The sequence below is a fragment of the Janthinobacterium sp. GW821-FHT03C08 genome (assembly GCF_059420905.1).
The window spans coordinates 328942-348808 of record NZ_JBWKUP010000005.1; the positions used below are offsets into that span (position 1 = coordinate 328942).

General features: G+C 64.8%; 15 protein-coding genes. 6 read left to right on the top strand and 9 right to left on the bottom strand.

Annotation, left to right across the window (positions count from 1 at the left end):
- Positions 1-2: 2 nt before the first annotated feature.
- Genes AC07VL_RS09305 through AC07VL_RS09315 form a run of 3 tightly spaced genes read left to right on the top strand, consistent with a single transcriptional unit; the run spans position 3 to position 2281 of the window.
- On the top strand, positions 3-278 hold the full coding sequence (locus AC07VL_RS09305) for a helix-turn-helix domain-containing protein (RefSeq protein WP_494805578.1): 276 nt from the start codon (positions 3-5) through the stop codon (positions 276-278).
- 21 nt (positions 279-299) lie between these two features.
- Positions 300-821, top strand: a complete 522-nt coding sequence (locus AC07VL_RS09310; RefSeq protein ID WP_494805579.1) for a GyrI-like domain-containing protein — start codon at positions 300-302, stop codon at positions 819-821.
- A complete protein-coding gene (locus tag AC07VL_RS09315; protein WP_494805580.1) occupies positions 818-2281 on the top strand; it encodes a nitrilase-related carbon-nitrogen hydrolase in 1464 nt (487 codons plus the stop codon). Before AC07VL_RS09310 ends, AC07VL_RS09315 begins: the two co-directional genes overlap by 4 nt.
- A 191-nt stretch (positions 2282-2472) precedes the next feature.
- On the opposite strand, the gene AC07VL_RS09320 is transcribed toward AC07VL_RS09315, so the two are convergent.
- A complete protein-coding gene (locus AC07VL_RS09320; RefSeq protein WP_290605855.1) occupies positions 2473-3213 on the bottom strand; it encodes a GntR family transcriptional regulator in 741 nt (246 codons plus the stop codon).
- Between the two features lie 388 nt (positions 3214-3601).
- On the opposite strand from AC07VL_RS09320, the gene AC07VL_RS09325 reads away from it, so the two are divergent.
- The 3 genes from AC07VL_RS09325 to AC07VL_RS09335 all read left to right on the top strand — a co-directional run bounded on the left by AC07VL_RS09325 (position 3602) and on the right by AC07VL_RS09335 (position 10395).
- Complete coding sequence (locus AC07VL_RS09325; protein ID WP_494805581.1) at positions 3602-6262, top strand: TonB-dependent receptor; 2661 nt, start codon at positions 3602-3604, stop codon at positions 6260-6262.
- Between the two features lie 203 nt (positions 6263-6465).
- Positions 6466-9165, top strand: a complete 2700-nt coding sequence (locus tag AC07VL_RS09330) for a TonB-dependent receptor (RefSeq protein ID WP_494805582.1) — start codon at positions 6466-6468, stop codon at positions 9163-9165.
- Between the two features lie 108 nt (positions 9166-9273).
- Positions 9274-10395, top strand: coding sequence for an acyltransferase family protein (locus AC07VL_RS09335; RefSeq protein WP_494805583.1), 1122 nt, complete (start codon positions 9274-9276; stop codon positions 10393-10395).
- Here AC07VL_RS09335 and AC07VL_RS09340 read toward each other — a convergent pair.
- The 8 genes from AC07VL_RS09340 to AC07VL_RS09375 all read right to left on the bottom strand — a co-directional run bounded on the left by AC07VL_RS09340 (position 10392) and on the right by AC07VL_RS09375 (position 19790).
- The gene (locus AC07VL_RS09340) at positions 10392-11582 is read right to left on the bottom strand and encodes a DUF5009 domain-containing protein (RefSeq protein ID WP_494805584.1); all 1191 of its coding nucleotides are present in this window, start codon (positions 11580-11582) and stop codon (positions 10392-10394) included. The two genes, AC07VL_RS09335 and AC07VL_RS09340, sit on opposite strands and share 4 nt — an antisense overlap.
- 79 nt (positions 11583-11661) lie before the next feature.
- Positions 11662-12981, bottom strand: a complete 1320-nt coding sequence (locus AC07VL_RS09345; protein WP_290605845.1) for a tetratricopeptide repeat protein — start codon at positions 12979-12981, stop codon at positions 11662-11664.
- Positions 12982-13132: 151 nt separating this feature from the next.
- The gene (locus tag AC07VL_RS09350; protein ID WP_494805585.1) at positions 13133-14266 is read right to left on the bottom strand and encodes an ABC transporter ATP-binding protein; all 1134 of its coding nucleotides are present in this window, start codon (positions 14264-14266) and stop codon (positions 13133-13135) included.
- 14 nt (positions 14267-14280) lie between these two features.
- Positions 14281-15618, bottom strand: a complete 1338-nt coding sequence (locus AC07VL_RS09355) for an MFS transporter (RefSeq protein ID WP_494805586.1) — start codon at positions 15616-15618, stop codon at positions 14281-14283.
- Between the two features lie 73 nt (positions 15619-15691).
- Positions 15692-16786: a glycoside hydrolase family 3 N-terminal domain-containing protein gene (locus tag AC07VL_RS09360; RefSeq protein ID WP_494805587.1), complete on the bottom strand. Its 1095-nt coding sequence runs from the start codon at positions 16784-16786 to the stop codon at positions 15692-15694.
- Positions 16783-17631 carry a carbohydrate ABC transporter permease gene (locus AC07VL_RS09365; RefSeq protein ID WP_494805588.1) on the bottom strand — a complete coding sequence of 283 codons (849 nt, stop codon included), beginning with the start codon at positions 17629-17631 and terminating at the stop codon, positions 16783-16785. The genes AC07VL_RS09360 and AC07VL_RS09365 overlap by 4 nt, the downstream gene beginning before the upstream one ends.
- A 13-nt stretch (positions 17632-17644) precedes the next feature.
- The gene (locus AC07VL_RS09370; RefSeq protein WP_494805589.1) at positions 17645-18514 is read right to left on the bottom strand and encodes a carbohydrate ABC transporter permease; all 870 of its coding nucleotides are present in this window, start codon (positions 18512-18514) and stop codon (positions 17645-17647) included.
- 16 nt (positions 18515-18530) lie between these two features.
- Complete coding sequence (locus tag AC07VL_RS09375) at positions 18531-19790, bottom strand: ABC transporter substrate-binding protein (protein WP_494805590.1); 1260 nt, start codon at positions 19788-19790, stop codon at positions 18531-18533.
- Positions 19791-19867: the final 77 nt, after the last annotated feature.

Below are 19867 nucleotides of genomic sequence, written 5' to 3' on the forward strand. Positions count from 1 at the left end.
TCATGCACTATCTGGCCAAGGCACTGTGGTATATCGAATCGCATTCTGCGGACAAGCTGTCGCTCGACGACATCGCCCGCGTGGGCGGCGCCTCGCCCTGTCACCTGACGCGCGCGTTCGGGCTGGCGACGGGCCACTCCGTGATGCGCTACATGCGGGCGCGCAGGCTCAGCGTGGCGGCGCGCGCGCTGGCGCAGGGCGCGCAGGATATTCTTGCCGTCGCGCTGCAGGCCGGCTACGGCTCCCATGAAGCCTTTACGCGCGCCTTCCGCGAATAGTTCCATGTCACGCCGGAAAAGGTGCGGGCCCAGGGCCACGTCGCCAACCTTGCCCTGGTGGAAGCCATCAGGCTCGATGCCGCGCCCGGGCAGCCTTTGGCGCCGCCGCGTTTCGAGCAGGGGCAGGCCCTGCTGCTGGCGGGCCTGGTGGAACGCTATCGCGCGGAAACGGCGGCCGGCATTCCCGCCCTGTGGCAGCGCTTCCTGCCCCATGCCCCCCGGGGCCAGGTGCTGTATGGCGTGTGCTGCAACAATGACGACGCGGGCAATTTCGATTACCTGTGCGCCATGCCCGTGGCCGACTTTTCCCAGGCGCCCGAAGGCTGGATGCGCCTGCGCATCGCCCCGCGTCGCTATGCCGTGTTTCATCACCGTGGCCATATTTCCACCATCCGCGCCACCTGGCATGCGCTGTGGAACGACTGGCTGCCCCGCTCCGGCCTGGAAGTGGCCGACGCGCCCGATTTCGAACGCTATGACCACCATTTCGACCCTGGCAGCGGCACCGGCGGCGTGGAAATCTGGCTGCCCCTGAAAGCATGAACATGTTGACGACCCTGGCTGCGCCCTCCCTGTTTGCCGGCAATGGCGCGCTGCGCCGGCGCCTGTCGCAAATTGCCGCCGCGCTGGCGGCCGGCCTGCCCCTGTACTGGGTGCTGGGACCGCAGCCGCTGGGCTGGCTGGCCTGGCTGGCGCCGCTGCCTGTGCTGTGGCTGGCCCTGCGCTCGGGCCGCCGCGCCGCCGCCTGGATGACCTTGCTGGCCGCCACGCTGGGCCTGTCCTCGAACGTCGCGTATTTCTGCCTGCTCATGCCCTTGCCGGCCTTGCTGGCCGCGATCGCCGTCAAGGCACTGCTGTGGCTGCTGGTGGTGCTGGCCACGCGCCGCCTCGTGCTGCGTTACCGGGCTGGCTGGACGGGGCTGGCCTATCCCGTGCTGTGGGTGGCCATCGATACCCTGATGGCGGCCCTGCTGCCGGACGGCAACTGGGGCAGCCTCGCGTATTCTCAAGCGGATAACCTTGCCGTGCTGCAGGTGGCGGCCCTGGCGGGCGTGCCTGGCCTGCTGTTCTTGCTGTGCCTGGCACCCTCCGCGCTGGCCTTGCTGCTGGCCGGCGGCCGCGCATATGCGCCGGCGGCGCTCGCCACTGGCGTGGTGCTCGTGGCCGCGTTCGCGGGCGGCGGCTGGCGCACGCACGCGGCGCCGGCGCCGGCGGGGCCGCTGGCGGGACTGGTGGCCATCGATGACTTCATCGGTCCGGCCACGCCGCCGGCCCGCGCGCAAGCCATCTGGGACCAGTACGTCCGCCACGTCGAAGCGCTGGCGGGGCAGGGCGCGCGGCTGCTGCTGTTGCCGGAAAAGATAGCCGTGCTGCCGCCCGCGCAGGCCGCTGTCGTGCAGCAACGCTTCCAGGCGCTGGCGCGCCGCACGGCTACCTGGATCACGCTGGGCATCGGCGTGCAGGACGCCGATGGCCGGCGCAACCTGGCCTGGTTGTTCGCGCCCGATGGCGCCGCGCCCGCCAGCTATCAAAAACATCATCTGGCGCCGCCCGAGCGCGACTTTCTTGCTGGCGGCGCGTTTGCCGTACAGCCGGTGGCGGGGCAAGCCATGGGCCTGGCCATCTGCAAGGACATGCATTTTGCTTCCCTGGGGCGGGCGTATGGCGCGGCCGGGGCGCGGGCCATGCTGGTGCCGGCCTGGGATTTCCAGCTCGACGGCTGGATGGGGGCGCGCATGACGCTCGTGCGCGGCGTGGAAAACGGCTATGCCGTGCTGCGCGCGGCGCGCGAGGGCGTGCTGACGGTCAGCGATGCGTATGGACGCGTGCTGGCGGAGCGCCCCAGCAGCGCCATGCCGGGCAGCACCTTGCTGGCGCCCCTGCCGGCGCAGCCGTCCGTCTCCACCCGGGCGGGATGGCTGGCGCCCCTGTCCGGCTGGCTGTGCGTGGCGCTGGCCGCGATTTTCCTGTGCCTGGGCCGCCGCGCCACGCCTGCTGCCTGACGGGCAGCGGCGCGCTTTGCTGCCATGCGCCATGCCGCATGGCGCGGCCTGTTTTATATGCTCCGCGCGCGGCCAGATAATCGCCGCCGATTAATTCGCCATGTCCTCGCCTATATCGGCGCGGCACCGGCATATATATTGCACCGCAATAAGTGGTTTTATCTGGTATTGAGAAAATCGGGCATCCGGTATTAATTGGTACTTAATTCGGCCACGAAGTCATACATATCGCCGCGGAAGTAGGAGCGGCAAAATTCCACGGCGCGGCCATCGCGCAAAAAACCCAGCCTTTCCACCGACAGCCCCGCGTCGCCTTCCTCCGCCTGCAGCAGGCTGGCCTGCTCTCCCGTCAGCAACAGCGCGCTCAGCCGTTGCAAGGCCCGCACGGGGCGGTTGCCCGCCTGTTCCAGCGCGTCGTACATGGAGACGTCGACGGCATCGAGTGCCGGCAGGCAGCTGGCCACGATGGTGGCGTACTCCAGGCACATCGGCACCTCGTCCGCATAGCGGATGCGGTGGAAGCGGTACACGGGCGCACCCGGCGACAGCCGCAGGCGCAAGGCCTCTTCCGGCGTGACGGTCCCCTCGGAACGCTTGAGCCACACGCTGCGCGGCGTGCGTCCGCGCGCCCGCATGTCCTCGGAAAACGAGGTCAGCTTGGCGAAATTCTTTTCGATGCGGGTATTGATGAAATTGCCCGAGCCGGGGCGGCGCACGAGCAAGCCTTCGTTGACGAGGCCGTCGATGGCCTTGCGCACGGTGATGCGCGAGACGGACAGGTCGCTGGCCAGCTGGCGTTCCGCCGGCAGGGCTTCGTCGGGGCCGAGGATGCGCTTGTCGATCGCTTCGCGCAGCGCGCGCTGCAGTTGCTGGTACAGGGGCAGGCTGCTCGTCTGCCCCAGGCCTTGCATGATGTGAGCCAGGGTTGTCATTCGCTGAGGGTCTCCGTTACGGCGCGTTGCAGACGCGCTCTGTATCTGTTTTGTGTCGCTGGATAATACCAAAAAAGACCGTTATAAAACCAATTTGAATTATCAGGCCGGCAATTTATGCCTCGCCTCGCTGGTATTTACACCGGCCATACGGGCTACGGATTGATTCAGCGGAAGTGGTCTGTGTGATTCAAACAACGTTATAAAAAAAAAGTTGCAACTGGTAGTGTTCTGGTATTGGATAGTAGTATATTGGCGTTGAATTGGTTTTGTAAGTGGTTGTACCGAAGGGTCTGCAGCGAGCCGGCGAGAGCGGGCGGGCTGTAAAGAAGATCTACGTTAAAAATGAAAAGGTTCCAATCCTGGAGCTTAAATCAAGGGGGAGTACATGAAACGCAATTTGACACCTGCAGCTGCCGTATTGAAATCCGGATCGCGTCACCGCACGCCGATCGCCGCGGCCGTTGCCGTGATGGTCGCTGGTCTGGCTTTTTCGGCGCAGGCGCAAGAAGCACCCGCCGACGATGTGGCCACCGTCACGGTTACGGGCGTGCGTGCATCGCTGGAAAAATCGCTGAAGCAAAAACGCAATGCGGACTCCGTCGTGGAAGTGGTGACCGCTGAAGATATCGGCAAGATGCCGGACCGTAACGTGGCCGACGCGATCCAGCGCCTGCCAGGTGTGAATACCCAATCGTCGGCCGGCGGCGAAGGCGGCTTCGGCGAAAACGACCGCGTCAGCCTGCGCGGCACCAGCCCCAGCTTCCAGCAAACCCTGTTCAATGGCCACGCCATCAGCACGGGCGACTGGTTCGTGCTGAACCAGTTCGGCGGCAACGTCGGCCGCAGCAGCAGCTTCTCGCTGCTGCCATCGGAACTGGTGAGCTCCGTCGTCGTGCATAAGAGCGCCACGGCCGACCTGCCTGAAGGCGGCGTCTCGGGCGTGATCGACGTGATCACCCGCCGTCCGCTGGAATTCAAGAACCAGATCACGGCCGAAGCATCGGTGCAGGGTTTCTACAATGACCTGGCCGGCAAGACCGATCCGCAGTTCTCCGGCCTGGTGAACTGGAAAAATGACACGAATACCCTGGGCATCATGGTGCAGGGTTTCTCGCAAAAATCGACCGTGCGCCGCGATGGCCAGGAAATCCTCGGCTACACGCCGATCCTGGCCAACAGCGCCGCAGCGCTGGCCCATCCTGAACTGGCCGGCGTGAAAGTGCCGACCTTTATCGGCGCCAGCCTGTTCGAGCAAAAGAAAACCCGCGAAGGCGGCGCGTTCGACGTCGAGTTCAAGCCCAGCAAGGACCTGACCCTGGACGTGAACGGCTTCTATTCGCAGCTGAAGGCACCGCACCAGAATACCAACTGGCTGGCCGCGCCGGCGAACTCGATCAACAGCGCCAACCAGGTGCCGACCAACTACACGGTCAAGAACGGCACCCTGACGGGCGCCACCTTCGCCACCAACTCGGGCGAGGTCGACAATATCTACCGTCCTGATGCCGGGGGCGAATCGTACTACCTCGATTTCAATTTCAAGTACCGCGCCACCAAGGACCTGACCCTGACCGGCAAGCTGGGCAAGACCCACGGCGTCGGCTATGACCGCGACGACGTCTACTACCAGAACAACGTCGATGGCGGCATGGTGTATCAGTTGAACGGCATGAGCCCGGCCAACGTGTCGTATCCGGGCGGCACCACCACCAAGCCCGGCTCGACGGCATGGGCCGGCGGCGGCGAATCGCGTTCCGTCGACCAGGAAAAATATGCCCAGATCGATGCCGAGCTGCGCCTGTCGTCCGGCGTCTGGGATTCCGTCAAGTTCGGCGCCCGCATGACCGACCACAAGCGCGATGCCGAGCATCCGTTCGAAACCCGTCCGGGCGCGCTGGGCTTCTCCAATCCAGGTCCCGTATGGAATGGCACGATGTACCCGAGCGACTTCGCCAGCAACCTGGGCGGTAACCTGTCGAGCAACTACTTCAAGTATGACGGCGCGGCACTGGGCGCCTGGGGCGCGGCTCCCGGCAACCGCCTGTTCGACTACGTGCGTCGCCACAACTGGACCGACGAATTCAAGCTGCAGGAAAAAACCTCCGCTGTCTACGCCATGGCCAACCTGACGGGCGACAACTGGAGCGGCAACTTCGGCCTGCGCGCCGTGCACACCAAGCAGTCGACCCTGGTCAACCAGGCCGGCGGCCCGATCACCGGTTCCGACTGGGGTCCGTACTCGCAGCACCTGTACGAGCGCAGCTACAATGACTTCCTGCCGAGCGCCAACATCAAGTTCGACGTGCGCAACGACCTGGTCGTGCGTGGCGCCATTGCCCGCACCATCGCCCGTCCCGACTACAGTGCGCTGGGTGGCTCCGTGTCGCTGAACGACGATGCATTGAGCGGCGCAGGCGGCAACGTCAACCTGAACCCGGTCAAGTCGGATAACGCCGAAGTGAGCGCCGAATGGTACTTCGCGCCGAAGTCGGCCTTCTCGGTGGGCCTGTTCTACATGGACCTGAAATCGGTCGTGTCGAACGGCACCACCAGCGCCACCTACTTCAACAGCAAGCGCAACGCCAATGCCGTGTACCTGATCACGTCGCCATTCAACACCAGCGGCAAGAACAAGGGCGCGGAATTCAGCTACCAGCAGCCGCTGTTCGGCGACTTCGGCGTCCTGGCCAACTTCACCTATGCCGACGGCAAGCTGGATAACGGTGACGAGCTGGTCAACGCATCGCGCAACACGTACAACCTGACGGCCTTCTACGAAGCCAATGCCCTCAGCGCGCGCCTGGCCTACAACTACCGTTCGTCGTACAAGGCGGGCGTGGATCGTGGCGCCAGCCAGCACGTGGAAGGCGCTGGCGGCCTGGCCGGTTCGATCAACTACAAGATCAACGAACACTTCACGGTCACGTTCGATGCGCTTAACTTGACGAACACCACCATCAAGATGTACGCGGAAAACAAGGATCAGCCACGCGCTTTCTACAGCAACGGCCGTACCTTCTACCTGGGCCTGCGCGCCAAACTGTAAGCAAGACGATCCGGCCTGGCGCCACCGCGCCGTGCCGGGTCTTCCTCGGTCTTTTCAAGGCAAGTTCCTGTTCCAGGGGCTTGCCTTTTTTTTCGGCGTTCCCGCCGCTATCCCATCTTTTTCGCTGCACCCCGTCGTTTGCCGTCTGTACTCATCCATAAAACCGTCCCGCCACCGTGGCGGGCATCCATAACGAGGAGTCTATGAACAGTCGTTTGCATCCCGTATTACACCCCATCGCCGCCGCTGCCGCCTTGTTGTCCATCAATATGGCGGCCCAGGCACAGCAGGCCCCCATGCAGGAAGTGGTCGTCACCGGCATCCGCGCGGCGCTGGAACAGTCGCTGAGCCAGAAGCGCAACAGCGATTCCGTGATCGATGTCGTCAGCGCGGAAGACATCGGCAAGCTGCCCGACAAGAACGTGGCCGATGCCGTGCAGCGCGTGCCGGGCGTGAATATTTCCTCGTCGGCGGGCGGCGAGGGGGGATTTTCCGAGAATGACCGGGTCAGCATCCGCGGCACCAGCCCCAGCCTGACGCAAACGCTGATCAACGGCCACGCCGTCGGCACGGGCGACTGGTTCGTCACGGACCAGGTGGGCACCGTGGGGCGCAGCGTGAGTTTTTCCCTGCTGCCGTCGGAAATCGTCAGCCGCGTCACCGTGCAAAAGAGCGCCCAGGCGGACCTGGTGGAGGGCGGCGTGGCCGGCTCCATCAATATCGAAACGCGCAAGCCGCTCAGCTTCAAGAACCCGTTCACGGCGGAACTGGCCGTGCAAGCCATCTACGCGGACTTGCCGGGCAAGACGGACCCGCAAATGAATGCCCTGTTCAACTGGAAGAACGAGGCCAAGACCATGGGCGTGCTGTTCCAGGTGTTTTCCGAGAAGCGCCACGAGCGCCGCGATGGCCAGGAATTCTTCGGCTATGGCGCCATCGATGCGAACAGCCCCGCCGCGCAGAAATATCCGGAACTGGCGGGCGTGCTGGCGCCGTTGGGCATCAACTCGGCCCTGTTCGAGCAGGTGCGCAAGCGCCAGGGCGGCAGCGTCGACGTGCAGTTCAAGCCCACGCCGGATCTGATGCTCGACGTCAACGGTTTTTATTCGAAACTGGACGCGGCCAATTACAACCGCAGCTTTTACAACCAGCCCGGCGCCAACCTGAATGCCGTCGACAATGACGGCAAGCATGTGGGCGTGATTCCCAGCGCGTTTACGGTGAAGAACAACACCCTCGTGGCGGCGGATTTCCCCGCGTCGCAATTTCCTGCCGCCAATGCCACCACGCCCTACAACGGCCAGCTGTATCCGGCCCTGGTCGACCAGATCTACCGCCCCGGCTCGAATTCCTCCACGGCCTATGTCGATGTCAACGGCAGCTACCGCGCCAGCGACCGCCTGCGCATCTCGGGCAGCCTGGGCTATACGCGCGGCATCGGCGAGACGCCCGTCGACCTCGGCTATGAGGCGGGCTTGACGGGCGTGGGCGTGTCCTACCAGTTGAATGGCCTGTCGCCGGCCAGGCTGAATTTCCCTGGCCTCGACATCTCCAAATTTACCAACGTGGTGACGGCATCGGCCTGGGGTTCCCACGTGGAAACCCTGGACACGGAAAAATACGGCCAGGCCGATGGCGAGCTGAGCATGGACTATGGCGTGCTGGAATCGTTGAAGTTCGGCGCCCGCTACGCGGAGCACCACCGCAATGTGGCGTGGCCGGAAAACCGCAGCTGCGCCGTGTGCGACGGCACGACGAACGCGCCCTTGCCAAAGTGGAATGGCGGCACGTATCCCGGCGACTATGGCAAGGGACTGGGCGGCAATGCGCAAGGCCGCTACTGGCAGCTCGATCCGGCCGACCTGGTGGCGTGGGCGAACAAGTACGACAATTCGGGCGGACCGAACTCGCGCAACTGGCCGGCCGAGCTGGACGTGAAGGAAAAGGACAGCGCCGCCTACCTCATGGCCAATCTGTCGGGCAACAAGTGGCGCGGCAACGTGGGCGTGCGCGTCGTGCGCACGCAGCAGACGACGGTGACGAACGTGCCCGGCGGCGAAAACCCGATCGGCCAGGAAAATATCTTCGGCACCTATACGCCCACCGTCGTCAAGCACAGCTACACGGACGTGCTGCCCAGCGCCAACGTCAAGTTTGACCTGAGTAAGGACCTGGTGGCCCGGGCGGCCGTGGCGAAGACCATGGCGCGCGCCGACTACAGCGCGCTGGTGGGCGCCGTCAACCTGAACGACCAGCTGCTGACGGGCACGGGCGGCAATCCCGACCTGAAGCCGATACGCTCGACCAACTACGATGCCACCCTGGAATGGTATTTCGCGCCGAAGGCCATGCTGTCCGTGGGCGCGTTTTTCATGGACATGCAATCGTACGTGACCTTCGGTACGGCGTCCGTAACCTATTACAATAATACCTTCAAGAAATTCAACACCTATGTGATCCAGTCGCCGACGAATATCGGCGCCAGGAACAAGGGCGTGGAACTGAGCTACCAGCAGGGCTTGTGGGGCGGCTTCGGCGTGGTGGGCAATTACACCTATACGAATGGCAAGGCCGACGATGGCGCCGCCGTGGTCGGCAGCTCGCGCGGCACCTACAACCTGGAAGGCTATTACGAGGATGAGCGCCTGAGTGCCCGCCTGGCCTATACCTACCGCTCCAGCTTTCTGGCCGGCCTGTTCAGCAGCTCGCCCCAGTACGTGCATGGCGTGGGCAACCTGGCCGCGTCGCTCAACTACAAGATCAACGAGCGCTATTCGCTGACCTTCGACGTGCTGAACCTGAACAACCCCGTGCTCAAGTACTATGGCGCCAACCAGGACCAGCCGACGGCCCTGTATGCGAACGGCCGCCAGTATTACTTTGGCCTGCGGGCCAAGCTGTAGTGACCGCTGGCGAAAGCGGCACGCAGCCGGTTTCGCCAGGCGTCATTGTTTTTTTCCGGCTGCCTGCCACAAGGGCAGCCGGTTTTTATCTTTTGGAACTGTTTTACCATGACTATTGCTTCTCAACGCTACCTCGCCCTCGACGTCCTGCGCGGCCTGACGGTCGCCCTCATGATCGTCGTCAATACCCCGGGCGACTGGGGCAGCGTGTATGCGCCATTCCTGCATGCCGAATGGCATGGCTTCACCCTTACGGACCTGGTATTTCCCAGCTTTTTGTTTGTCGTCGGCAATGCGCTGGCTTTTGCGCTGGGCAAGTATGAGCACCTGGGGCATGGCGCCGTGCTGGCCAGGCTGTGCAAGCGCAGCGCGCTGATCTTTCTATTGGGATTTTTGCTGTACTGGTTCCCCTTCTTCAAGATCGACGATGCGGGCCAGTTCGCCTGGTCGCCCCTGTCGCACACGCGCATTCCCGGCGTGTTGCAGCGCATTGCCGTGTGCTACCTGGCCGCCGCCCTGATCCTGCACTACGGCAAGACGCGCGGCGCCCTCGTCTTCAGCGCCTGCGCCTTGCTCGGCTACTGGGCCATCCTGGCATGCTTCGGCGACTACACGCTGCACGGCAATGCGCCGGCCAGGCTCGACCTGATCCTGCTGGGCGACAGCCATTTGTACCACGGCGAAGGCATCGCCTTCGACCCGGAAGGCATCCTCGGCACCTTGCCGGCCATCGTCAACGTCATCGCCGGCTACCTGGCGGGCAGTTTCGTGCGCCAGGCGGCGCCGGCACGGCTGCGCGCCAGCCTGGTTCGGCTGGCCGTGGCCGGCGCCATCTGCGTGGCCGTGGCCCTGTGCTGGAACGAGGTGTTTCCGATCAATAAGAAGCTGTGGACCAGTTCCTATGCCATGCTGGGCATCGGCCTGGACTTGCTGCTGCTGGCGCTGCTGATGTTCATCATTGACGTGCGTCAAATGACAGGCTGGACCTACTTCTTTGAAGTGTTCGGCAAGAACACCCTGTTCATCTACCTGGTGTCGGAAGTGCTGGTGATCATCGCGTTTACCGTGCGCATCGGCGGCGTCAACCTGTACCAGTGGCTGTACCAGCAGGGGTTCACGGGCTGGGCACCGGCGCGCGTGGGTTCGCTGCTGTTTGCCGTCAGCTTCATGCTGCTGTGCTGGCTGATCGCGTATGCCATGGACAAGCGCAGGATCTATATCAAGGTCTAGAGTTTCAATGTCAAGCCATGCCGCGTGGCCAGCGCGGTGAAGGCCATCATCAGGGCCGTGACGGCCGCCGCGTTCCACAGGCCGGCCGCGCCGCCCGTTTCCAGGTAGGGCCACCAGACGGGCGGCAGGTGCAGCACGGCCGCCAGCTGCTGCCACAGGTCGGGCACGATGTAGGCGAACAGGGCATTGGTACCGGCGGGCAGCAGCACCACCGTCCAGGCGCGCCAGCGCCACACGTCGATGACGATGTAAAACACGAGGAAGAGGGCGAGGATGAGGGCGCTGCACACGAGGGTATAGGATTCCGTCGCCGCGATCTTGTTGATGTGGTGATACGGCCGCAGCAGCATGCCGGCGGCAAACAGGCCCAGCGCAAACCACGCCATGCAGCGTATCCGCTGGCGCGGCGTCATGGCGGCGTCGCGCAGGAAGAGCCGGCCCACGAGGGTGCCGGCCAGCACGTTGGCCGCCGTCGACCCCAGCACCTGCGGCACGTTGACGACGGCGTTGATGCTGGCCGGCAAGAAATCCAGGCTGCCCGCCGTGCCGCCCATGTACAGCACGATCAGCATGGCAAGCATGCCCATCAGCGCCGTGCCCTTGCCCCGGCACGCCAGGTACAGCAGGCTGCACAGCAGGTAGGCCCAGCCTATCATGCCGAGGATGCCCCACCAGGACGGCTGCAGCCAGGTGCTGGAAAACTCGCCGTTCAATTCCCCGCGAAACGTCGCCAGCAGGAACAGCATCAGCGCGCCGCCCGCAGCCAGTTCCCGCCTGCCCGCGCCCTGGCGCCACAGCAGGAGCATGGCCCCGTAAAACAGCAGGAAATATGGGGCGCGCGGCAGCAGCGCCGCCTGCGCATCGTAGCGGTAGGCATTGGCCAGCACCACGCCGGCCAGCATCAGGCTGGCGGAGCGCCACAGCAGGCGTCCCAGCAGGGCGGGCGTGACGTGGCCGCAGTGGCGCTGCATGGCCAGCGGGATGGCCATGCCCACCATGAACAGAAAGCCGGGAAAGACCAGGTCGGGCACGGTGATGCCGTCGGCGCGGGGGCCCGCATGTTCCAGCCACCACGGGATGCCGGGCATGCCGGCCAGGTAATTGACCCAGATCATGGCGATGATCACGCAGCCGCGGAAGGCATCCAGGCTGATCAGGCGTTCGGTGGCGGCGGTGGCTGGCGGCATGGTCGGAGGGAAAAGGTTGAAAAAAAAGCGGCCCCGGCATTGGCCGGGAACCGCTTTGCTATGCTTGCGCAGGCAGGAATTACTGTGCCGCTGCTGCCGGCGCCGCCGCTGCCGTGGCAGGACGGTTCAGCCAAAAGATCCAGTAGCGGGCCAGGTCGCCCACGCCGTCGCCGCCCTTGACGGTTTCCAGCACTTTGATGGCTTCATCTTTCTTGCCAGCCATGGCGTAGGAATAACCCAGGCGCAGCTTGGCATCTTCAGGACGCTTCAGGCCGCCCTTGGCGATGCCTTTTTCGATCAGGTCGATACCTTTGTCGAACTGGTCCATCGTGACGTAGGCGTAGCCCAGGTTGATCAAGCCCGTGCCATCCTTGCTCTTCATGGCCGACGCTTCGCCGCTGGCGATGTTCTTCGCATCGTCGGCGGCTGCCTTGTTGGCCTGGTCGCGCATTTTCTTGTGCTTGGCGGCATTCGCGCCCGTGCCCAGCAAGCCCTTGGCAAAGCCGGCGTCGAGGACTTTTTTCGCTTCTGTCGGGAAAGCATTGACCAGGGCGATTTCCGCCATGTCGCTGTAGTCCTGCGGCGGCATGGTGCCGACGGCCTTGAACTGCAGGCGCAGCACGTCCAGCGCGAAGCGGTCCGAGTAGCCGGCCTTGCTCTGCAGGCGGCCCAGCAGGTCGCTCCAGTAGTCGTCCGACGGGTAGTAGCGCACCAGGTTTTCCATGGCGATCAGGTAGGTGGCCGGGTCCTTGCTCTTCGAGCCCGTGTTGGCCAGCAATTGCAGCTCTTCGATGGTCGGCGTCTTGCCCGCTTGCTGCTTGGCCGTCAGGTCGGCCATCAGTTCCTGCTTGGCGCGCGCGAAATCGTTGTTGAAGTAGTAGGCGCGGATGATGTACGGGCGCACGGTGGCCACGTCGCCAGTTTCTGTCTGGTAACGGGTGAACCACTTGATGGCGTTCGGATAATCCTTGGCGTTGTAGTGGTAGTTGGCCAGGGCCTGGATGAAGTCGCCCTGCGATTTCTTGTCCAGCTTGCCCGATTCGATCACCGCTTCCAGCGCCGTCATGGCCATGGCCGGATTGTTGGTGGTGGAGGCGAGCGCCACGCGCAGGCGGTTCAGCACGAACAATTCGTAGGGCGTCAGGGCGGGAATGGCGGCTGCCTGGTCGATGCGGCTTTGCACGTCGGCATAGTTCTTGGCATCCATCGACGCCTTCACGACGGCCGGGTCGAGCAGCTTGAAGATTTCAGGGCGCACCGTATCGGCGGGCGCGGCGGCAGGCGCACCGGCAGCCGGGGCCGCAGGTTGGGCATCTTGCGCGTGCGACAGGGCAGGCAGGACATTCAGGCCGATGGCGGCCAGGAGCAGGCTAAGGCGGGCAAGACGGAATTGGGACATGGGTTATCCTTCAATCAATAACAAAAATATGCACTGGCCCTGGCTGCCGCTGCGGCATTGCCAGGCAGGCAAGGAAGCTCAAAAAAACAGACATTCTGCCATTCTGCCTGCATAAGTCAAAGAGAGGCAGCATGGTAAACAGCGGCTATTGTCACATAAACGGCTGGGCCGGGGCGCCTGATGTGCGTGCCAGGGCTTGTCCCGCCGCATCGAACAGCAGGCAGTGCTGCGGCGGCAGGTGCAGGCGCATGGCGTCGCCCGGCTGGCGCAGGCCATGCTCGGCCGGCAACTTGACGGCCAGCATGTCGGTCGCGCCCGGCATGCCGGCGTAGACGATGGCCACGTCGCCCAGGTATTCGACATGGCTGACGGCCGCGTCGACCACATTCTCGCCCGCGTTGCTATCGCTGCGCAGGCTGACATGCTCGGCGCGCACGCCCAGGGTCAGCTGGTCGCCGGGCGCCACCGTCCCGCCCTGCGCCGCGGCCTCGATGACGGCGCCGCCGGGCAGGCGCACGGCCACCGTGCCGGGACCGCTGGCGACGGCGACGCAGGCGATGAAGTTCATCTTCGGCGCGCCCAGGAAGCCGGCCACGAACAGGTTGCCGGGATTGTTGTACAGCGCGTGCGGGCTGCCCACCTGCTCGATGCGCCCGCCGTTGAAGACGACGATGCGCTCGCCCAGGGTCATCGCCTCGACCTGGTCGTGCGTGACGTAGATCATGGTGGTCTTCAGTTCCTGGTGCAGGCGCGAGATTTCCACGCGCATCTGCACGCGCAGCGAGGCGTCCAGATTCGACAGCGGCTCGTCGAACAGGAAGACCTTGGGCTTGCGCACGATGGCGCGGCCGATGGCCACGCGCTGGCGCTGGCCGCCCGACAGGTCCTTCGGCTTGCGTTTCAACAGTGGCGTGATCTGCAGGATCTCGGCCGCGCGCTCGACGGCGGCGCGCACCTCGGCTTTCTTGTGCCCGGCCAGGGTGAGGGCGAAGGCCATGTTCTCGTACACCGTCATGTGCGGATACAGGGCGTAGCTCTGGAAGACCATGGCCAGGCCCCGTTCGGCCGGCGCGATGTCGTTGGCCAGCTGGCCGCCGATGTGCAGCTCGCCGTCCGTGATGTCTTCCAGGCCGGCGATCATGCGCAGCAGGGTTGATTTACCGCAACCCGAAGGCCCCACGAAGACGACGAATTCGCCGTCGCGGATGTCGAGGTCGATGCCGTGGATGACGGGGTGCTTGTCGTCGTACAGCTTGACGATATTCTTTAAGGCGATATGGGCCATGAAGTGCTTCTATCCTAGCTGGCGCGCGCTGGCGCCGGTGGCGACTCGGCCTGGGCCTGGTCGGGTTGGTGGGCGGCTTCCTTGGCGCCGATGCGCATGAAGCGCGACAGGATCAATACGGGCACGGCCGATACCAGCACCCACAGGAAAAAGGTCTTGTAGCCCAGCGCCATCTGGATGTCGCCGCTGATCATCTTGAACAGCACGAAGCCCAGCTGCATCACGCCGGTGGCGAACGCATAGTGTGCCGTCTGGTATTTGCCGACGGAAACTACCTGCATCATGAACAGGATCAGGCCGACGAAGCCGAAGCCGTAGCCGAACATTTCCACGCTGAGCGCGCCCGTGATCAGGGCCAGGTCGGTGGGCATGCTGTGGCTCAGGTAATAGAACACGAGGTTGGGCAGGTTCATGGCCAGGATCAGGAAGGGCATGGCGCGTTTCAGGCCCAGCCAGGACGTGAAGTAGCCGCCGCCTATGCTGCCCAGCAAAAAGGCCACGGTGCCGGCCGTGCCGTACACGGCGCCCACTTCCGTCGTCGACAGGCCGAGTCCCCCCAGTGCGCGCGCTTCGCGCAGGAACAGCGGGCCGATGGTCTGCACCTGCGCCTCGCCGGCGCGGAACAGGATGATAAAGGCGATCATGCCCCAGATGCCGGGCTTTTTCAGGAAGTCCACCAGCACGTCCCCCAGGGTGCGGCTGATGCCCGCCACGCTCTTGTCGGCCACGGCCGCGTTGCGCACCTGCGGCAGCGCCCACAGGTGGTAGGCGGCCAGCGACAGCATCATGGCGCCGATGATCAGGAAGATCACCGACCAGGCAGGCTTGACGCCGATATGCTTTTCCAGGTAGCCGGCCAGGATCACCAGGCCGCCCAGCGAGATGAACTTGCCCGCGTTGAAGAAGGCGCCCTGCCAGCCCGCGTAGGCCGCCTGCTGCTTGTCGGACAGGCTGGCGATGTACAGGCCGTCGCAGACGATGTCGTGCGTCGACGAGGCCAGCGCGGCGACGAACAGCACGGCGATGCAGGCGGCGAACCACAGCGGCGTCTGCAGCGCCAGCGCGATCAGGCCCAGGCTCAGGCCGCCCACGAACTGGAACAGCACCACCATGGTCTTCTTGCTCGACGCCAGTTCCAGGAAAGGACTCCACAGCGACTTGAAGACCCAGGCAAAGCCGATCAGGGCCGTCCAGCGGGCGATCTGGTCGTTCGGCACGCCCATGCTCTTGAACATCAGGCCGGCCACCAGGGCCACGGCATAAAACGGCAGGCCCTGGGCGAAATACAGCGTGGGTACCCAGGTGATGGGGCTGCGGGCGCGCTGGCTGGTATTGCTGCTCTTGTCGTTCATGAACACTTCCTCGGTGATGGCACCATCCGGCGATGGCGAAGTTACTGCTGTCGGTATTGCGTGCTGCTGCATGCTATGGCTGCCGCCGCGCCAGCGCCGCCCTGCAGCGGCGCCAGCCCTCGGCCAGGATGATGCGGTCGGCGGCCTCCTGCACGTAGTGCTGCGCAGGCGTTTCCGCCTTGGCAGGGTAGCGCCGCGCATGCACGGCCAGGCGCGCCAGGCGCGTGCCGGCGGCCTGCAAGGGCAGGTCGCCCGAGGCCAGCGCGCCCGCCACGGCGTCGAGCGCGGCCACGGCGGCGGGATGCTCCAGCACCATGGCCATGTCGCTGCCGGCGGCCACGCTGCGCAGCGCAATCTCGCCGCGCGCGTGGCCTTCGCGCACGCAGGCCGTGTCCAGGCCGTCGCTGATGATCACGCCCTCGTAGAGCCACTGCCCGCGCACGAGGTCCTGCAGCACGCGCGGCGACAGGCTGGCGGGCAGCGCGTCGTCGAGGGCCGGGTACCGCACATGGGCGCTCATCATCGACGCCGCCTGCGCGGTGGCCTGGCGAAACGGCACGAAATCGTATTCTTCCAGTTGCGACAGGCTCTTGGCGACCGTCGGCAGGCCGGCCTGGGGCGCGGTCGCGCCGGGCATGAACAGCCTGGCGCAGCAGGCCACGCCTTCGGACTGGCTGCCGGCCATCCACGCCATCGCCATCGCGGACGCATGCGTGGGATCGCCGCCAAACGCGTGTTCGGCGCCCGGCGCGGCCGGGACGGCGCCGGCGGGGGCCAGGTCCAGCAGCGGCGCCAGGTGCCAGTTGATGCCCAGCGAACGCAGGGCGCGCGCCACGCAGGCGCTCGTGCCATAGGCCAGGCTGGCGTCGCCTTCGGCGCACAGGGCCGCGGCCGTGGGCGGCTGGGGCAGCCAGGCCGGGTAGCTGGATGCCGCGCCGGCCGCGTCGATGGCGATCAGCGCCTGCGGCCCCAGCACGCGCTGCAGGGCCGACGTCAGGCGCGCCAACTGCGCCTTGTCGGCGATGTTTTCCGCGCGCAGGCAGACGGCGCGGATGCCGCTGCGCTGCAGCCACTGCGCCGTGGCCGCATCGAGCTCGGTGCCGGGCACGCCCGTCATCAGCAGCTGGCCGGCCAGCAGGCGCAGGTCGGTGGCGATGGCGGCGCTCATTTGACGGCGCCGTCCATGCCGCGCATGAAGAAGCGCTGGGTGAACAGGAATGCCAGCAGGGTCGGCACGATGGTGATCAGGGTGCCGGCGGCGATCACGCGGGTGCTGCTGCCGAAGGTGCCGCGCAAATACAGCACGCCCACCGACAGGGGGAATTCATCGGGCTTGCTCATGACGATGGACGGCCAGATGTATTCATTCCACGATTCGACGGCCGTCAGGATGCCGACCGTGGCCAGCCACGGCGTGATCAGGGGCAGCATGATGCGGCTGAAGATGACCCATTCGGAGGCGCCATCGACACGCGCCGCGTCGATCAGGTCCTGCGGCACTTCCTCGAAGGCCTGCTTGAGCAGCAGGATGGCCACGGCCGTCACCACGTTGGGCAGGATCACGCCCGTGTAGGTGTCGACCAGGCTCATTTGCGTGATGGTGATGAAGTTGACGAGGAAGTTCACTTCCGACGGCAGCACCAGGGTGGCGAGGATCAGGCCGAACACGAGCTTGCGGCCGCGGAATTTCAGGCGCGCCAGCGGATACGCGGCCAATGAGCACAGCAGCAGTTTCCAGAAGACGGTGAACGCGGCGATCAGCACGGAGTTCTTGAAGAACGACCAGATGGGAATCGCATTGAACACTTCGATGAAGTTGTCGAAGGACGGCGCCTTCGGCCAGAAGGTGGGCGGGAAGGCGAAGATATTGCCCTCCGTGGAAATGGCCGTCACCAGCGTCCACCAGAACGGGAAGACGCAGACGACGGCGATCGCGCACAGCACGGCATAGTGGCCGGCAGATTGGCCAAGGCGCTGCAGGCGCGTTTTCAGGGGGCGGGAACGTTTTTGCATGGTCTTGTCCCGCTCAGCGGTGCTTGGGTTTGAGGTAGCGCAGGCACAGCAGGGCGATGCCGATGCAGAATAGGGACACGACGAAGCTGGCGGCCAGCGCGCGCGGCAATTTGAGGTGCTTGAGGCCCTGGTCGTAGGCGTAGTACAGCGCCGTGAAGGTGGAATTCATGGGGCCGCCCTGGGTCAGCACGTCGACTTCCTGGTACGCCTTCAGGGCCGCCAGCACGGACAGGATGGAGCACAGCATGATGGTCGGGCGCAGCATGGGCACGGTGATCTTCCAGAAACGCTGCCAGCGGCTGGCGCCATCGAGCATGGCCGCTTCCTGCATGTCCGACGGAATCGATTGCAGCGCCGCCAGGTACATCACCATGTACCAGCCCAGGCCCCGCCACAGGGTGACGAACATGACGGCGAACAGGGCCAGGCTGTCGTCCGACAGCCAGCCCACGGGCGCGTTCACCAGCTTTAAGGTCATCATCACGTAGTTCAGCGCGCCCTGTTCGTGGAACATGAAGCCCCACATGATGCCGACCACGGAAACGGTGGTCACCACGGGCACGTAGAAGGCGGCGCGGAACAAACGGATGCCGGGCAGGCGGTTGTTCACCAGCACGGCCAGGGTGATGGCGCCCACCTGGACGAAGGGCACCATCAGCAAAAACATCAGCGAGTTCTTCAAGCCCGAGACGAACATCTCGTTGTTGAAGATGTAGCGGAAGTTATCCAGGCCGACGAAGCGCGTCTCGCGTATCAGGCTGTAATCCGTGAAGGCCAGCACGGAGCCGTAGCCGACGGGCCAGAAGGAAAAGGCGGCCAGCAGCAGCAGGGCCGGGGCGAGGAACAGCCAGGCTTGCAGGGTGTGGCGGTGGGCGAGTTTCATGGTGTCCTTGTTGGCCTTAATGGCGCGGCAGGGTGGCCAGCTTGCGGTTCCAGATGGCGACGGCCTGGTCCAGCGCCTGCTTCACGTCCTGCTTGCCCGTCACGCCCGCCTCGACGGCTTTTACCAGCGAGCGGCGCAATTCGTCGTAGTCGTCGATGCCGGCCACGTACAGGGTGCGCGAGTGGCCCATCGACAGGGCGCCGGCGGCCACGGCTTTTTCGGCCGCACCCGCGTTCTGTGGCGTGGACAGAAAAAACGGGTCGGCCGCCGCCTTGACGGTGGTGGGGAAGACGCTGGCCTGTTTGGCGAATGCCAGCTGGTTGGCGTCGTTCGTCAGGTAGCGCGCGAACTTGCCCACCGACGGCAGCAGCTGCATGGCCACGCCTTTCGGAATGGCGAAGTGCACGAGCCAGCCGCCGTCGGCGATGCCTGTCGGGCCCAGCGGCGCGGGTGCCACGTCGGTGATGGCGTAGATGTCTTTGGCGTCGCTGCGGATGCGCTGCATGGCCGTCGGCGGCGCCAGCAGCATGCCCAGGCGGCCGCCCTTGTAGGCGTCGATCACGGCCGGGAAGTTATCTTCGGCGAACAGGCTTTCCTTCAGCAGGCCGCCGACCTTGTAGGTGTCGGCCAGCTTCTGCACCAGCGCCACGTGCTGCGGCGAATTGAAGACGGCGCGGTTGTCGGTGATGACGGCCAGGCCCTGCTGCATGAACAGGCCGTCGATTTTCGACAGCGCGGGGGCGATGCCGGCCTTGCCCGTGCGTTGCGCGATCTGGCGCGCGAACGCCAGCTGTTCGTCGAGGCTGGCGGGGCCGCGCGCGAGGCCCGCCTGCTTGAAAATGGCGGTATTGAAGGCGATCACCGCGACATTGCTGTACATGGGGAAGCCATACGTGCGGCCCTTGAAGCGCAGGTCTTCCAGGGCGCTGGGAAGGTAGCTGGCGCGCGCAGGCGCGATCAAGCCATCGACTTGTGTGAGCAAGCCGTCGCGCGCGTATTCATCGGCCCAGGGCACGTTCAGGCTGACCAGCGCGGGCGGGGTGCCGGCTACGATGCGTGTCACCAGCTTGGTCTGGATGACGTCCCACGGGAAGTCGATCCATTCGATCTTGACGTCGGGATTCTGCGCCTCATAGCGCGCCACCACCGCATTGAAATACGGCGTGAACTTCGGCTTCATGCTGAAGGTCCAGAATTCGATTTTCTCGACAGCGCCCGCCTGCGGCGCGAACAGGCTCGCGCAGGCAAACACCGCCAACAGTCTCTTGATGGTCATTTTTATCCTGGGGCGGCAGGCCCCACGTTTATATGAATCCGCAGCGCGGGTACATGCCCTTGCCGTCGCTTATATTC

Coding starts and splice junctions, on each gene's coding strand:
- AC07VL_RS09305 (WP_494805578.1), top strand. CDS start 3: ATGCACTATCTGGCCAAGGCACTGTGGTATATCGAATCGCATTCTGCG.
- AC07VL_RS09315 (WP_494805580.1), top strand. CDS start 818: ATGAACATGTTGACGACCCTGGCTGCGCCCTCCCTGTTTGCCGGCAAT.
- AC07VL_RS09320 (WP_290605855.1), bottom strand. CDS start 3,213: ATGACAACCCTGGCTCACATCATGCAAGGCCTGGGGCAGACGAGCAGC.
- AC07VL_RS09325 (WP_494805581.1), top strand. CDS start 3,602: ATGAAACGCAATTTGACACCTGCAGCTGCCGTATTGAAATCCGGATCG.
- AC07VL_RS09330 (WP_494805582.1), top strand. CDS start 6,466: ATGAACAGTCGTTTGCATCCCGTATTACACCCCATCGCCGCCGCTGCC.
- AC07VL_RS09335 (WP_494805583.1), top strand. CDS start 9,274: ATGACTATTGCTTCTCAACGCTACCTCGCCCTCGACGTCCTGCGCGGC.
- AC07VL_RS09340 (WP_494805584.1), bottom strand. CDS start 11,582: ATGCCGCCAGCCACCGCCGCCACCGAACGCCTGATCAGCCTGGATGCC.
- AC07VL_RS09345 (WP_290605845.1), bottom strand. CDS start 12,981: ATGTCCCAATTCCGTCTTGCCCGCCTTAGCCTGCTCCTGGCCGCCATC.
- AC07VL_RS09350 (WP_494805585.1), bottom strand. CDS start 14,266: ATGGCCCATATCGCCTTAAAGAATATCGTCAAGCTGTACGACGACAAG.
- AC07VL_RS09355 (WP_494805586.1), bottom strand. CDS start 15,618: ATGAACGACAAGAGCAGCAATACCAGCCAGCGCGCCCGCAGCCCCATC.
- AC07VL_RS09360 (WP_494805587.1), bottom strand. CDS start 16,786: ATGAGCGCCGCCATCGCCACCGACCTGCGCCTGCTGGCCGGCCAGCTG.
- AC07VL_RS09365 (WP_494805588.1), bottom strand. CDS start 17,631: ATGCAAAAACGTTCCCGCCCCCTGAAAACGCGCCTGCAGCGCCTTGGC.
- AC07VL_RS09370 (WP_494805589.1), bottom strand. CDS start 18,514: ATGAAACTCGCCCACCGCCACACCCTGCAAGCCTGGCTGTTCCTCGCC.
- AC07VL_RS09375 (WP_494805590.1), bottom strand. CDS start 19,790: ATGACCATCAAGAGACTGTTGGCGGTGTTTGCCTGCGCGAGCCTGTTC.